Here is a 14650-nt window from a genome sequence, read left to right as displayed (position 1 = left end):
GGGGCCATCCCCCGGACGCAAAGCGACGCCGCGCGGGATCTGATCAAGCGCACACGGCGTCGGGCCGGCTCGGAAAGCCCGGCGGACCTGTGCCGGCAACCATCGGGTCACGACGGCGCCGACGCATGTTCGACCGGGCTTCCGGACCCTAGGGGCGGGAGCAACGAACGGGGCAGGGGAGGACGTTGGGTCTTTACAAAACCTTTACAAGCACCTGCGCAACATGTGCACTGGGCCGCCTGAATCGTCCCGATACGTCGGACGGATCTCGCGTATTTCGGCTCAGGCGGCGGCCGGACGCAGGGATGCGGCGAGAACGGTCAAATCCTCGAAAGTCGCGTTGCCCGTGACCATCGTGGTGACGCCGTCGCGCACCCGGACCAGCGAGCGGTACTTGGGGCCGTCGTACGCCGTCCACTGCTCGCCGGCCACGTCCCGATCGCCGATCGGTCGGCCGCGCTTGCCCTTGTCCCGGACCAGTTCGTCGCTGAAGCCGTTGCTCTGCTCCACCGCGGCGTACTTCTCGGCGGGGTTGATGAACCCGATGTGCCACTTGGTCTGGTTGCGGTCGAGGCCCTGGTAGTCCACCGAGGTCGCCCGCCAGCGCTCGTCCAGGCCCTGCGGGGCGAGCAGCGGGTACGGGGCCACCCGGGCCGCCTGTCGGAACGACGTCTCGTAGGCGACCCGCCGCACGGGATCGCTCTCGTTGTGCGGAGCCACCAGGAACAGCGCACCGACCACAAGGCCGCACGCGCCCAGGGAAAGAACCATGTCTCGAACGGTCTCGCGACCCGACTTCCTCGCCACCCGAACATGGTCGCATTGCCCGCCGGCCGGTTCCGCACGGCCTACCCGCACCGATAACACCGCCCACCGATAACATCGGGGCAATCCCGTTGGAACCAGTCCGGACCCGGGCCGCGCGATCGCCGTGCCACCCGCACCCGATGGCGCACACGGCTCCGGGGGATCAGGGCACCCCTCGTGGTCACGGACCGGTTCCCCTACAGGAAGGCCCGCCGCATGACGGACCAATCTGTACCCCCGCAACTCGAAGTCGCTCCGGAAGCTCCGGATCGCAACCTCGCGCTGGAACTCGTCCGGGTCACCGAGGCAGCCGCGATGGCGGCCGGCCGGTGGGTCGGCCGGGGCGACAAGAACGGCGCGGACGGCGCCGCGGTGAAGGCGATGCGCAGCCTGATCCACACCGTGTCGATGAACGGCGTGGTGGTGATCGGCGAGGGCGAGAAGGACGACGCCCCGATGTTGTTCAACGGCGAGCGCGTCGGCGACGGCCACGGGCCCGAGTGCGACGTCGCGGTCGACCCCGTGGACGGCACCACGCTGACCGCGAAGGGGATGAACAACGCGGTCGCGGTGATGGCGGTGTCCGAGCGCGGCAGCATGTACGACCCCTCGGCCGTGTTCTACATGGAGAAGCTGGTCACCGGCCCCGAGGCGGCCGACGTGGTGGACCTGACCGCGCCGATCGCGGAGAACATCCGCCGGGTGGCCAAGGCCAAGCACAGCGCCGTCGAGGACGTCACGGTCTGCATCCTGGACCGCCCGCGGCACGATTCGATGGTCAAGGAGATCCGCGAGGCGGGCGCCCGGATCAAGTTCATCACCGACGGCGACGTGGCCGGCGCGATCATGGCGGCCAAGGACGGCACCGGCGTCGACCTGCTGCTCGGCATCGGCGGCACGCCCGAGGGCATCATCGCCGCCGCCGCGATCAAGTGCATGGGCGGTGTGATCCAGGGTCGGCTGTGGCCCAAGGACGCGGCGGAGCGCGCGAAGGCGATCGACGCGGGGCACGACCTCTCGCGCGTCCTGCTGACCGACGACCTGGTGCGCGGCGACAACGTCTTCTTCGTCGCCACGGGGATCACGGACGGCGAACTCCTGCGCGGGGTGCGGTATCGGGCGAGCACGGCGCTGACCTCGTCGCTGGTGATGCGGTCGAAGTCCGGGACGATTCGGCAGATCGACAGCCAGCATCGGCTGGCGAAGCTGCGGGCGTACAGCGCGATCGACTTCGACCACGCGCGATAGGCCCCGCGGCCGGGGGTTTTCGACCCGGCCTTCGGCCGAGCCGCCTCGAACGCCGGCCGGGCTGGATTTTGCCCGGTCGGCGTTGGACGCGAAGGCCTGGGTGATCGCGAGGCCGCGTGATCGCGCGCCTCGGTCGGGCTTTTCGTCGGGCCTCGCGCCTTGTCCCACTAATAGGCGCGGATTTTGTACCTGTTTGTGGGGATCCTCCTTGAGCGTCGATCGAGGAGGCCCCGGATGAGCGCGCAGCGCAGGCAAGGCAGCAGTCCGGCCGGGGTGGAGGTCGCGCCCCGGCTCGGGTTGGTGTTGACCGGGCTGATGCTCGGGATGTTGGTGGCCGCGCTCGATCAGACCATCGTCTCGACCGCGCTGCCGACCATCGTCGGCGACCTCGGCGGGCTCAATCACCTGTCGTGGGTGGTCACCGCGTATCTGCTCGCGTCGACCGTGAGCACGCCGCTGTGGGGCAAGCTGGGCGACCTGTTCGGGCGCAAGAAGCTCTATCAGGCGTCGATCGTGATCTTCCTGATCGGCTCGGTGCTGTGCGGCATCGCCCAGGGCATGACCGAGTTGATCGCCTTCCGCGCGATCCAGGGACTCGGCGGCGGCGGGCTGATCGTGTTGTCCCAGGCGATCATCGGCGACGTGGTGCCGCCCCGCGAGCGCGGACGCTACCAGGGCCTGTTCGGCGCGGTGTTCGGGGTGACCTCGGTGGCCGGGCCGCTGCTCGGCGGGTTCTTCGTGGACCACCTCACCTGGCGCTGGGTGTTCTACATCAACCTCCCGATCGGCGCGATCGCGCTCGCGGTGATCGCCGCCGCGCTGCACACCAAGGAGGTACACACCCGGCCGAGCATCGACTACCTCGGCATCACCCTCCTGGCCGCCGGCACCACCTGCCTGGTCCTGCTCACCACCTTCGGCGGCACCACCTACCCGTGGGGCTCCGCACAGATCGTCGGACTGGGCGTCGCGGCCGTGGTGTTGCTCGTCGCCTTCGTCGTGGTCGAGCGGCGCGCGGCCGAACCGGTGCTCCCGATGACCCTGTTCCACAACCGGATCTTCTCGGTGACCGCGGGCATCGGCTTCATCGTCGGCTTCGCGATGATGGGCGGACTGAGCTTCCTGCCGCTGTTCATGCAGGTCGTCAACGGCGCCTCACCGACCGAGTCGGGCCTGCGGCTGCTGCCGATGATGGGCGGACTCCTGGTCACCTCGATCGTCAGCGGTCGACTGATCAGCCGGACCGGCCGGTACAAGATCTACCCGATCCTGGGCACCGCCGTGATGGCGGTCGGCATGTTCCTGATGTCGCGGATGGACGAGTTCACCACCACCGCCGCCTCCTCGCTGTACATGCTCGTCTTCGGCGTCGGCCTGGGCCTGGTCATGCAGGTCATCGTGCTCGCCGTGCAAAACGCCGTGCCCTACGCCGAACTCGGCGTGGCCACCGCCGGCGCGACCTTCTTCCGCTCCATCGGCGGCTCGTTCGGCGCGGCCGTCTTCGGCACCATCTTCAACAACCGTCTGGCGGTCCACCTGCGCGAGGCCGCCGCGCGCGGCGAGGGCCTGCCGCCCGGCACCACGCCGGGATCCTCGTCCGCGATCAACCCGGCCGAGTTGAACCGGCTGCCGTCCGCGGCCAAGACCGGATTCATCCACGCGTACGCGCAGTCGCTGCAAACCGTCTTCCTGGCCGCCTCCTGCATCGTGTTGGTCGCGTTCGTGTTGTCGTTCCTGCTCCGCGAGGTGCCACTGCGCGAGGCCACCCGCGAGACCGAGCAGACCCCGTTGATGTCGCCCACCGCGCGCAGTTCGGTCGACGAGATCGAGCGGGCGATGGCACAGATGGTGCACCGGGAGAACGGCTGGTCACGCTACGAGCGCATGATCGCCCGCTCGGGCGTGGAGTTGTCGGTGCCCTGCGCGTACGGGCTGGTGCAACTCGACCAGCTCGGGCCGATCTCGATCCCCCACCTCGCCGTCCGCATCCACGAGCCCGAGGCCAGGGTCCGCCGCTACGCCGACGAACTGACCTTCTCCGGGCACGTCGAGCGACTCGGAGAGGGCACGATGGTGCTCACCGCCAAGGGCCACGAGACGCTGGAGGCGCTGGTCGAGGCCCGTCGGCAGATGCTCACCGAGGTGATGGCGGACTGGTCACCCGAACAGTCCGAGGAACTGAGCGCGCTGCTGCGCAAGTTGGCCCGGCTGACCACGGACACCCCGCACGACCACATCGTCGGCGAGGCGGACCGGCACCCGGGGTGACGGCGAGTCAGTGATAGGCGCGCCGGCGACGCACCGCCCCGCGCTCGTTCGGCGTCAGGCCGCCGCGCACCCCGACCGGGTTGGTTTCGGCGAGGGCGCTCTCCCGGCATTCCAACAGGACCGAGCAGCGTGCGCAGACGCGTTTGGCGTCCTCCTCGCGGGCGAGCCGGGCGACCACGGGTTCCCCGGGGTAGCCGAGAAAGATCTGCCGGTCCACGCTCGCACACGCGCCGGACGGCGGCGGTGTCCAGGTCGCGCGGGCGCTGCGGATGATGTCGATCCGTTCGGTCACGCTGTGCTCCTCACGTCGGCGGGTGGGCTCGGTGGGTGTCGCCTACCCGACGAATTCCCAGGCATGCGTGCCGGCGTGACAAGGCGACGACAAGTAACCACAAGGAAACGTCAAGGAAACCGAGGGCCCACCGCCCCACTTTCCGACCCGCGGGAAACAGCGTCCATGTATTTGATAGCCATGTACTGTTTTCGCCATGAGCACGACGACCGAAGGGGCGACGCCCGGCTTTCTGGTGTGGCGTCTGTCGATGAAGTGGCGGGTGGCGGTGGACCGGGCCGTCGGGCCGGTGGGGCTGACCCACGCGCAATACTCGCTGCTGGCCTCGCTGTACGGCATGGCGCGCTCCGGCCGGCAGCCCAGTCAGCGCGAACTCGCCGACCACACCGGTCTGGAGGCGCTCTACGTCTCGAAGCTGGCGCGCGCCCTGGAGGGCTCGGGCCTGATCGAGCGCACCCGCGACGCGGCCGACAGCCGGGCGGTACGGCTCTCCCTCACCGAGCACGGACACGAGGTCACCGGCCGCGCGATCGGCATCGTCCGAGAGCTGCACGAACGTTTCCTGGCCCCGCTCGGCGGCCCCGGCAGCCCTCGCACCGCGGCCTTCACCGCCGACTTGGCCGCTCTGCTCGACACACCGCTCGACCCCGACCCCGCCGAGGGATCCGGGGCCTGACGGCCGCGGCCCGGGTGTCGAACCTGCTCGACACCCGGGCCGCGACGAAGCCGACCAAAGTCACGGCCGCCGGTTGATGTGGAACGTCGGCGTGGTGACGTCGGCGAAGAAGTCCTCGCCCTTGTCGTCGACCACGATGAAGGCGGGGAAGTCCTCGACCTCGATCTTCCAGACCGCCTCCATGCCCAGCTCCGGATACTCCAGGACCTCCACCTTCTTGATGCAGTCCTGGGCCAGGCGCGCGGCCGGGCCGCCGATCGAGCCGAGGTAGAAGCCGCCGTACGTCTTGCACGCGTCGGTGACCTGCTTGCTCCGGTTGCCCTTGGCCAGCATCACGAACGAGCCGCCCGCGGCCTGGAACTGCTCCACGTAGGAGTCCATCCGCCCGGCGGTGGTCGGGCCGAACGAGCCCGACGCGTAGCCCTCGGGAGTCTTCGCCGGGCCCGCGTAGTAGACCGCGTGGTCGCGCAGGTATTGCGGCATCGGCTTGCCCGCGTCGAGCAGTTCCTTGATCTTGGCGTGCGCGATGTCGCGCGCGACCACGACCGGGCCGGTCAGCGACAGCCGGGTCTTGACCGGGTACTTGGACAGCTCGGCGCGGATCTCGCTCATCGGCCGGTTGAGGTCGATCTGTACGACGGCGTCGTCGAGGTCGTCGTGCGTGGTCTCCGGCAGGTACTTGGCCGGGTCGGTCTCCAGCTCCTCCAGGAACACCCCCTCGGCGGTGATCTTGGCCAGCGCCTGCCGGTCGGCCGAGCAGGACACCGCGATCGCCACCGGACACGACGCGCCGTGCCGGGGCAGCCGGATCACCCGCACGTCGTGGCAGAAGTACTTGCCGCCGAACTGCGCGCCGATGCCCATCTGCTGCGTCAGCTTCAGCACCTCGGCCTCGAACTCCACGTCGCGGAAGCCGTGCCCCAGCGGCGAACCCTGACCGGGCAGCGTGTCCAGGTAGCGGGTGGAGGCGTACTTCGCGGTCTTGAGCGCGTGCTCCGCGCTGGTGCCGCCGACCACGATCGCCAGGTGGTACGGCGGGCAGGCGGCGGTGCCGAGCGAGCGGATCTTCTCGTCCAAAAAGCGCAGCATGCTCTGCGGGTTCAGGACCGCCTTGGTCTCCTGGTACAGGTACGACTTGTTGGCGCTGCCGCCGCCCTTGGCCATGAACAGGAACTTGTACGCCTCACCCGGGGTCGCGTACAGCTCGATCTGGGCGGGCAGGTTGTTGCCGGTGTTCTTCTCGTCCCACATGGTCAGCGGGGCCATCTGCGAATAGCGCAGGTTCAGCTCGGTGTAGGCGTTGGCGATGCCGCGCGACAGGTGCTCCTCGTCCCGCCCGTCGGTGAGCACGTGCTGCCCGCGCTTGCCCATCACGATCGCCGTGCCGGTGTCCTGGCACATCGGCAGCACGCCGCCGGCCGCGATGTTGGCGTTCTTGAGCAGGTCGAGCGCGACGAAGCGGTCGTTGGCCGACGCCTCGGGGTCGTCCAGGATCCGCGCGACCTGGGCCAGGTGCCCGGGGCGCAGCAGGTGCGAGATGTCGCGCATCGCGGTGCGCGCGAGCAGTCGCATCGCCTCGGGATCGACATTGAGGAACCGGCGCCCGCCCGCCTCGAACGTGGACACGCCGTCGGCGGTCAGCAGCCGGTAGGGCGTGGTGTCCTCCCCGAGCGGCAGCAGATCCGTGTAGGCGCTGAAGGAGTTCAGAGGGGCGGACATCGTGATCCTCACTGGGGCGGTGACGGGGCCGTCGTCCAGAGTAGAACGCCTCCGGAGCGGTCACGGCTCCGAGGTCGCCCCGGGTGGTGGACCGGCGATCACGACGGGCGCCGAGGAAGCGTCCGCGCCCGGCTCGGCGACCCGGTCGGGAGCCGGCTCGCCCTCCTCCGCGCGCAGTCCGAGGACCACACCCGCGCCGACCAGGAGGGCGCCGGCGAATTGGCCGATCGTGGGTGTACCGGTGCCGAGCACCAGGCCGGACAGCGCGGCCGTCACCGGCACCAGGCCCATGAACAGCCCGGCCCGCTCCGGCTCGACCCGGGCCAGCGCCGAGTACCAGAGCAGGAACGCCCCGGCGGTGAGCGGCAGCGCCAGGTAGAGCAGCGCGACCAGTTCGGTGCCCGACGGCGTCCGGATCAGGTCCGCGCCATCGGTGAACGCCCCCACCACCAACATCTGCGGAATCGCCATCGCCGTCGCGTACGCCGCGATCCGCCAGGCACCCAACCGCGGCAGCAGCGGCACCGCGATCAGCGTGAAGCCCATCTCGCACAGCGCCACCCCGCACGCGAACACCAACCCGAGCGCCGTCCCGCCGCCGAGCCCCTGCACCACCGCCGCCCCCGCCACCACCAGCACCGCGGCGGCGAACACCGACCGACTCGGCCGGCGCCCGCCGAGCAGCGGCACGACCAGCACGAGCAGCAGCGGCGTCGCGCCCAGGATGCTGCCCACCGTGGCCGGGTCGGCCCGGTCGAGCGCGGCGAACAGGCACAGGTTGAACACCGTCTGCCCGGACAGCGAGAGCAGCCCGAGCCGGACCAGCTCGCGCCCGGTCGGGCGCAGCAGCGGGATCCGCCGCACCCGCAACACCCCGAACAACACGAGCGCGGCCAGCGTGTAGCGGAGCATCTGGCCGCCGGTGACCGGATAGTCGCGCAGCACCGCGGAGACACCGGCGGAGGCGCCGATCAGCCCCTGCGCGGAGGCCGCGCACAGCAGACCGATCGAGCGGGGGGACATCGAGGAGAGCGTCATGTGCCGTAACGTTAGGAAGCCGGTGGAGCCCTCGGCAGAGCCACTTCCGCCCCGAAAAACCGGACCACTTCGGGGCGGCGGGCCCACCGCCCTCCCGTCCTCCGGGGGCGGACGCACCACTCCCGGCCACCCCACGGCAGGCACCCATGCGCGAACTCCTCGTCCACCTCGACCGATCCGCGGGCCGCCTGGGCGCCCAGGTGCAGTCGGGCCTGCGCGAGGCGATCCGCTCGGGCCGGCTGCCCGCCGGATTCCGGATGCCGTCCACCCGTGCGCTCGCGGAGAGCCTGGACGTCTCCCGGGGCATGGTCGTCGACGCCTACGAGCAGCTGGTCGCCGAGGGCTACCTGGTCTCGCGGCACGGCTCCGGCACCCAGGTCACCGCCGCCTGCACCGCGCCCCAACCGGCCGCCGCTCCCGATCCCGGCACGGCCGTCCCGATCACCCACGACCTCAAGCCCGGGGTGCCCGACCTGTCCGCGTTCCCGCGCTCCGCGTGGCTGGCCGCGACCCGGCACGTGCTGAACACCGCCCCGCACCGTGCGCTCGGCTACCCCGGCCCGTCCGGCGCGGGCGAGTTGCGCGCCGCGCTGGCCGACTACCTCGGCCGGGTCCGCGCCGCCCAGGCCCGGCCCGAGCACATCGTGGTGGTCAACGGCGTCGCCCAGGGCCTGTCCCTGGTCTCCCAGGCGCTGCGCCGACTCGGCCGGGACGTGCTCGCGGTGGAGGACCCCTCCAGCGACCGGCAGCGCGGCATCTTCACCACCCACGGCCTGGCCGTCGCCTACGCCCCCACCGACGCCGAGGGTCTCGACGTCGAGGCGCTGGCCCGCACCGGCGCCCGGGCGGTGCTGGTCACCCCGGCGCACCAGTACCCCACCGGCGTGGTCCTGTCCCCCCGCCGCCGCGCGGCCCTGGTCGCCTGGGCCCGCACGCACGACGGATTGATCGTCGAGGACGACTACGACGCCGAGTTCCGCTACGACCGCGACCCGGTCGGCTGCCTCCAGGGCCTGGCGCCGGACCGGGTGGTGCACCTGGGCTCGACCAGCAAGGCGCTCGCGCCCGGGATGCGCCTGGGCTGGGCCGTACTGCCCGCACCGCTGATCGAGCGGATCCACGACCTGAAGACCAACGCCGACCTCGGCTCGGCCACCCTCCCCCAGCTGACCCTGGTCCGGATGCTGGCCACCGGCGCGTACGAGCGGCACCTGCGGGCGATGCGCGCGCACTACCGCGCCCGCCGCGACGCGGTGGTCGAGGCGCTGGCCGAACACCTGCCGGCCGCCCGGGTGCACGGCGTCGCCGCGGGCATCCACCTCTACGTCGAACTGCCGCCCGGCTCCGACGAGTCGGCCACGGTACGCCGGGCCGCGGCGCTCGGCGTGCGGGTCGAGCCGATGGCCGACCTGCGCGCGTTCGCGACCGGCCCGCCGGCGGTGATCATCGGTTACGCCGGGTTGTCCCCCGACCGACTGCGCGAGGCCGTCCGGCTGCTCGCGCGGTCCGTACTCCCGGCGAATGCACCCCCGGGCTAGATTTGACCTCGTGGACACCAGCCCAGAGCGTCGTTCCCAACCGCCCATACCCGAGCTGCGGGCGTCCGACGCGGACCGCGACCGCTACGTCAACGTATTGCGCGACGCGCTCGCGGAGGGCCGCCTGACCGCCGACGAACACGCCGAACGAGTGGACGCGGCGCTGGCCGCGAGGACGGTGAGCCAGCTCGAACCGCTGATCGCCGACCTGCCGGCACCGGCCCCGATCGGCTACGAGCCGGCCGCGGCCGCGTCGGTCTCGCCGACCCCGGCCCGGTCGAACATGTTCGCGTTCTGGAGCGGTTCCACCCGCAAGGGCCGCTGGCGCGCGGGCGGGAAGCTGAACGCCGTCGCGATCATGGGCGGGGTGGACATCGACCTCACCGACGCGGTGTTCGACGAACCCGAGTTGGTGATCCGGGTGTTCACCATCTGGGGCGGGATCGACATCAAGATCCCGGAGGGCGTCACCGTGCGCGACCACGGGTTCGGCTTCATGGGCAGCTTCGACGTGCACGAGCAGTACACCGACGACCCACGCGCACCCGTCGTGGTGGTCAAGGGCCTCGCCGTGATGGGCGGCGTCTCGGTGCGGGTCAAGCGGCGCAGGGAACAACGCGAGCGCAAGCGCGAGATGGACATGGAGCGCGTCCGCGAAATGAAGGCGGACCGCTTCCGCGAGACGCAGGCGGACCGCGTGCGGGAGCTGCCCCGGGAGGGCGAGTACCGCCCCGAACTCGATCGGGGCCGCGAGCGCGAGATGTTCCGCAAGGACGAGCCCGTCCGCCGCGAGGACCCCCTCCGCGAGGACCCCGACCGCGACTGAGCCGCGCCCCGGGAGCGACCGCGACCGCGGCCCCCGTCCCGGCATCCGGACGGGGACCGCGTGGTGCGTGCGCGCTCAGTACGCGTCGTACGGAATCACCGAGTAGGGCAGGGCCACCGAGGCCCCCGCCGTCCACGTCTGCGCCGGCGACGCGCTCACCGGCTGCTGGGTGACCGCGCCGTTGCCCGCCGGGGCGGTGGCCGCCAGGCCGGAGACCCGGCTGACCAGGCGGCCGGCCGCGTCCGTGTCGAAGCGCAGGTTGTTCAGGTACGCCCCGTGCGCGTCGTCACACCGCCAGATGCCCAGACCCGCGCCCGCCGCCGTGGCGCCGCGGTTGTCCAGGCAGTACGCCGGGTCCTTCAGGCTGTGCACCTGGCCGGTGGCCGGGTTGCGCCACCACTTCTGGTTGGTGTTGCCGGTGCAGTCCCAGGCCAGCACGGCCCGCCCGGAGGACATCGTGCCGCCGTCCACGTCCAGGCACTTGGCGCCGGAGACGAGTTCGGCGAACCGTACCGACGCGGCGGGCTCCTTCACCCACCGCTGCCCCGCCGAGCCGTCACACCCGGCGAGCACCAGCTTCGCACCGAGCGTCGCGTCGGCCGCCGGCGCCGCCACGCACAACGTCTGCGTGTCGGCCGGCCGCAGGGTGCCCGCGACCTCGACGAAGCGCTGGTTGGTACCGCCGTTGCAGTTCCACAACACCAGCGCGGTGCCCGAGGCGCGCCCGCCGCCGAGCGGATCCACACACCGGTCCTCACTGAGTTCGGTGTGCAGCGACTGGTTCGCGGCGTCGTACCGAAAGCCCTGGTTGCGCCCGCCGTGGCAGGGCCACAGGTCCACCGGGGTCTGGTTGCGCGAGGAGAAGCCGTACGCGTCGGCGCACAACCCGGTTCCCTCGTTGCGCAGTTGCCGGAAATCGGCACTGAGCACACCCTGATACAGCTTGGCCTGTCCGGTACTTGCCGAGTCCGCGCAACCGGCCTGGCTCCAGCCCGAGGTGTACAGCTGGGTCAGGCAGGACGCGAACGCCAGGTGGCCACGCGCGTTGGGGTGGAAGCTCTGCCGGGTCGTGTTCGGGTCGAACACGTTCGGGTTGGCGAACCACAGGCCGCGCGCCCAGGTGTTGTCGGTACAGACCTCGTGGCCGTGGAACAACCGCGAGTTGTCCAGGTAGGTGACACCGGTGTTCGCCGCGGCCTGGCGCTCGGCCCGCTCGAAGATCGGCACCGCCTCGTTGCGCCCCCAGGCCGCGTCGCGCAGATAGCCCACGCAGCCGCCGGCGTACCAGCCGGGGAAGTCGGGGTTGTCCTCCACGTCCGGGGCGATCGGCGACGGGTAGCCCATCAGCACGAGCTTGTAGTCGCCGCTCGCGTAGCCCGCGTCGGCCATGACGGTCTTCAGATCGCGCACGGTCTGCTCGACCTTGGGCCGCATCGCGTCCGCGCGCGCCTGCCAGCCGGGCTGGTACGTGCCGTAGCACTCGCCCTGGAAGAACACCCGCCTGGTCACGCAGTCGGTCATGGTCGGGCCGAACCGGATGTCGTCGTTGGCCCCGGCGACCAGCAGGATCAGCTGTACGCGGGTGTTGCGCGCCTTGATCGCCAGGTTGTCCGACTGCACCAACTCGTCGGCGTACTGCTTGCTGCCGCCGATCCTGATGTTGACCGTGGACGCCCCGGAGCAGGCCACGTTGTAGGTCAGGTCGGTCGGGATCCCGGTCTTGTGGATCGCCGCCTCGGGTGATCGGTGGCACCAGTTGTCCGGGCCGTCGGTGCCGGGTTCGTACACGCCGACGCCCTCGCCGGCAATCTCGCTGTCGCCGAGCGAGATCAGCGACGTCTTGCGCTCGGCGATCGGCTTGATCCCGGTACTCCCGTAGAGCGCCTGGGCCTCGGTCTGCCGGATCGCCTCCAGTTGAGGGGACAGCGCGGAGGCCGCCGCCGGGGCCGCTCCGGCCGACCCGGTCGTGGTCAGGCCGCCGGTGAGACCCATCAGGGTCGCCATCAGCGCCACCGGCAACACCTTGCCGCGCATCCGTCCCAGCGTCCGCACCCGCTCGAATCTGGACATGCACCCTCGCCTTCGTGGCATGGAAGGAACACGCACGAGCCGCCCAAAGGGGACTTGGGCACAGTGGAGCGAGAGCAAGCTACCGGTGGGTACACCGGAAGAGAAGTGACTTGCGGCACAAGGGTCGGCCGGCGCCCGACCGGACCGCCGGGCCGCGTGCGCGGCGCGGAGCCGGTCCGGACGGTTGCCCTATCGTGGAGGAGCCGGGGGATCGGCCGCCCACACGCACCCGACAGGTGGTTCCCATCAGTACTCGCACGCCGACGTTGTCGCAGCTCAGAGCCTTCGCCGCGGTGGCCGACTACCTGCACTTCCGGGACGCGGCGGCGGCGGTGGGCACCAGTCAGCCCGCGCTGTCCGGGGCGATCGCCGCCCTGGAGGACGCCCTGGGCACCCAGCTGGTGGAGCGCACCACGCGGCGGGTCCTGCTCACCCCGGCCGGCGAGCGGGTCGCGCGGCATACCCGCCGCGTGCTCGACGCGCTCGCCGACCTGGTGGACGAGGCCGAATCGGCCCGGCGCCCGTTCACCGGGCCGCTGCACCTGGGGGTAATCCCGACGGTGGCGCCGTATGTGCTGCCGGCGCTGCTGCGGCTGGCCCGGGAGGAATACCCGGACCTCCAGCTCTACGTCCACGAGGAGCAGACCGGCTCGCTGATGGACGGCCTCGCCGGCGGCCGGCTGGACCTGCTCCTGCTCGCGCTGCCCTCCCCCGGGCTCGGCGGGGTCGAGGAGATCCCGCTGTACGAGGAGGACTTCACCCTGATCGTGCCCGAGGGCCACGAGCTGGCGGGCCGCCGGAACCTGCCCCGCGACACGCTGCGCGGCCTCGACGTACTGCTCCTGGACGAGGGCCACTGTCTGCGCGACCAGGCGCTGGACGTGTGCCGCGAGGTCGGCGCCTCCGAGGCGGGCGCGACCCGTGCGGCGAGCCTGCCCACCCTGGTCCAGCTGGTCGCCGGCGGCCTGGGCGTGACCCTGCTCCCGCAGACCGCGATCGACGTGGAGACCCGCCCGGGCTCACAGCTGGCGGTGTCCCGCTTCGCCGCGCCCGCCCCGTACCGACGCATCGGCCTGGTGATGCGCTCCAGCACGGGGCGGGGCGCGGAGTTCGCCGACCTGGCGGTCGCGCTGCGACGCGCGGTGGGCGACCTGCCGGTGCGGGTGGTGGGGTGAAGGCCGGCGCCGGGTCGTGACGGCGCCGGTCGATTCCACCCTCAGCGGCCGATCGGGTTGTCCCGCCAGAAGTCGACCAGCTCCAGGAACGTCGGGTCGGTGACCACCTTGGCCAGTTGCTCGTTGCCGACCGCCGGCGCCGTGTTGGTCTTCACGTCGGCGAACAGCGCGAGCATGACGTCGGCCCCGCGGTAGCCGAACATGGCCATCGGCACGGGCGGACTCGGCACCGTGCCCGCGCGCGCCGCGGGCCGGCTCGTGATCGAGATCGCCGTGCCGTCGGGCAGCTTGGCGTCCGTGCAGGAGACCTCCGTGGTCTTGCCCTGACGCAGCACGGCCGTCTCGGCGCACGTCCCGTTCACCGACGAGGGCGGCGCCGCCCCGTCTCCGCCGGCCCCGCCGGCCGGGGTGGGCGCGATGCTCGCGGGGCCGCCGCCGGACACGTCGACGCGGAACGTGATGTCGTACGTCTTGTCGCCCGACACCAACTGATAGCTCTGCGCGCCGTTGTCCGGAATCCGGATCTCGCCCACGTCGGCCGGCAGCAGCTTGGTCAGCACGTCGGCGGCCTTCTGCTTGAACGCGTACCGGAGTTCGGTCTGCTCCCTGGTCAGTCGCGACTTCGGATCGGACCCGCCCGTCTCCTCCACGTGCACCGTCGGATAGGCCTTGGTGGGCACGGCGAGCGGCTGGCCCGTCGGCCAGTTCGCCGGGGCCAACGGCAGTTCCCCGCCGCTTCGCGACGCGCCCGCCCGGGCGGTGTCCTTCCCGGCCAACGGCCCGAGCAGCAGGGTCGGCGCGGCGACGGCCGCCACCGCGCCGACCACCACCGCGCTCAGCACCGCCCGCGAACGCACCCGGCGGCGGCGCCCGTCCCGGATCGCGTCGGTCACCAGGTCCGGCGGCGGGGGAAGTTCGACCGTGGCCCGGTCCATCACCATGCGCAGGTCCCGATCCGCGTGCTCTTCGTACCCGTCGTCGTGCATGACACCG

General features: G+C 71.5%; 12 protein-coding genes. 6 read left to right on the top strand and 6 right to left on the bottom strand.

Annotation, left to right across the window (positions count from 1 at the left end; all coding sequences use genetic code 11):
• Positions 1-282: 282 nt before the first annotated feature.
• A complete protein-coding gene (locus tag ACFRCG_RS23605) occupies positions 283-807 on the bottom strand; it encodes a DUF4245 domain-containing protein (protein ID WP_380034414.1) in 525 nt (174 codons plus the stop codon).
• A 216-nt stretch (positions 808-1023) separates the two neighbouring features.
• On the opposite strand from ACFRCG_RS23605, the gene glpX reads away from it, so the two are divergent.
• Positions 1024-2055, top strand: coding sequence for a class II fructose-bisphosphatase (gene glpX / locus ACFRCG_RS23600; RefSeq protein WP_379999669.1), 1032 nt, complete (start codon positions 1024-1026; stop codon positions 2053-2055).
• A gap of 234 nt (positions 2056-2289) precedes the next feature.
• Positions 2290-4323, top strand: a complete 2034-nt coding sequence (locus ACFRCG_RS23595; RefSeq protein WP_380034412.1) for an MFS transporter — start codon at positions 2290-2292, stop codon at positions 4321-4323.
• A 7-nt stretch (positions 4324-4330) separates the two neighbouring features.
• Here ACFRCG_RS23595 and ACFRCG_RS23590 read toward each other — a convergent pair whose 3' ends face one another.
• Positions 4331-4615 carry a WhiB family transcriptional regulator gene (locus ACFRCG_RS23590; protein WP_380034410.1) on the bottom strand — a complete coding sequence of 95 codons (285 nt, stop codon included), beginning with the start codon at positions 4613-4615 and terminating at the stop codon, positions 4331-4333.
• A gap of 196 nt (positions 4616-4811) precedes the next feature.
• Here ACFRCG_RS23590 and ACFRCG_RS23585 point away from each other — a divergent pair, with 196 nt between their 5' ends.
• Positions 4812-5291, top strand: coding sequence for a MarR family winged helix-turn-helix transcriptional regulator (locus tag ACFRCG_RS23585; RefSeq protein ID WP_380034408.1), 480 nt, complete (start codon positions 4812-4814; stop codon positions 5289-5291).
• A gap of 60 nt (positions 5292-5351) precedes the next feature.
• Here the strand turns inward: ACFRCG_RS23585 and ACFRCG_RS23580 are convergent, their stop codons facing one another.
• Together ACFRCG_RS23580 and ACFRCG_RS23575 are read right to left on the bottom strand one after the other, a co-directional pair.
• Positions 5352-7010, bottom strand: a complete 1659-nt coding sequence (locus ACFRCG_RS23580; protein WP_380034406.1) for a fumarate hydratase — start codon at positions 7008-7010, stop codon at positions 5352-5354.
• A 60-nt stretch (positions 7011-7070) separates the two neighbouring features.
• The gene (locus ACFRCG_RS23575) at positions 7071-8048 is read right to left on the bottom strand and encodes a DMT family transporter (RefSeq protein WP_380034404.1); all 978 of its coding nucleotides are present in this window, start codon (positions 8046-8048) and stop codon (positions 7071-7073) included.
• Between the two features lie 146 nt (positions 8049-8194).
• Here ACFRCG_RS23575 and ACFRCG_RS23570 point away from each other — a divergent pair, with 146 nt between their 5' ends.
• Together ACFRCG_RS23570 and ACFRCG_RS23565 are read left to right on the top strand one after the other, a co-directional pair.
• Complete coding sequence (locus ACFRCG_RS23570; RefSeq protein ID WP_380034402.1) at positions 8195-9586, top strand: PLP-dependent aminotransferase family protein; 1392 nt, start codon at positions 8195-8197, stop codon at positions 9584-9586.
• Positions 9587-9596: 10 nt separating this feature from the next.
• On the top strand, positions 9597-10412 hold the full coding sequence (locus ACFRCG_RS23565; RefSeq protein WP_380034400.1) for a DUF1707 domain-containing protein: 816 nt from the start codon (positions 9597-9599) through the stop codon (positions 10410-10412).
• Between the two features lie 75 nt (positions 10413-10487).
• Here ACFRCG_RS23565 and ACFRCG_RS23560 read toward each other — a convergent pair whose 3' ends face one another.
• Complete coding sequence (locus ACFRCG_RS23560) at positions 10488-12482, bottom strand: ricin-type beta-trefoil lectin domain protein (protein ID WP_380034398.1); 1995 nt, start codon at positions 12480-12482, stop codon at positions 10488-10490.
• Positions 12483-12748: 266 nt separating this feature from the next.
• On the opposite strand from ACFRCG_RS23560, the gene ACFRCG_RS23555 reads away from it, so the two are divergent.
• A complete protein-coding gene (locus ACFRCG_RS23555; RefSeq protein ID WP_380034396.1) occupies positions 12749-13657 on the top strand; it encodes a LysR substrate-binding domain-containing protein in 909 nt (302 codons plus the stop codon).
• A 41-nt stretch (positions 13658-13698) separates the two neighbouring features.
• Here the strand turns inward: ACFRCG_RS23555 and ACFRCG_RS23550 are convergent, their stop codons facing one another.
• On the bottom strand, positions 13699-14643 hold the full coding sequence (locus ACFRCG_RS23550) for a hypothetical protein (RefSeq protein ID WP_380034394.1): 945 nt from the start codon (positions 14641-14643) through the stop codon (positions 13699-13701).
• Positions 14644-14650 lie beyond the last annotated feature (7 nt).

The sequence above is a fragment of the Embleya sp. NPDC056575 genome (assembly GCF_042793325.1).
In the GTDB taxonomy this organism is placed as follows: domain Bacteria; phylum Actinomycetota; class Actinomycetes; order Streptomycetales; family Streptomycetaceae; genus Embleya.
The sequence above is the reverse complement of the archived record's forward strand: the minus strand, read 5'-3'. Positions and strand labels throughout refer to the sequence as shown.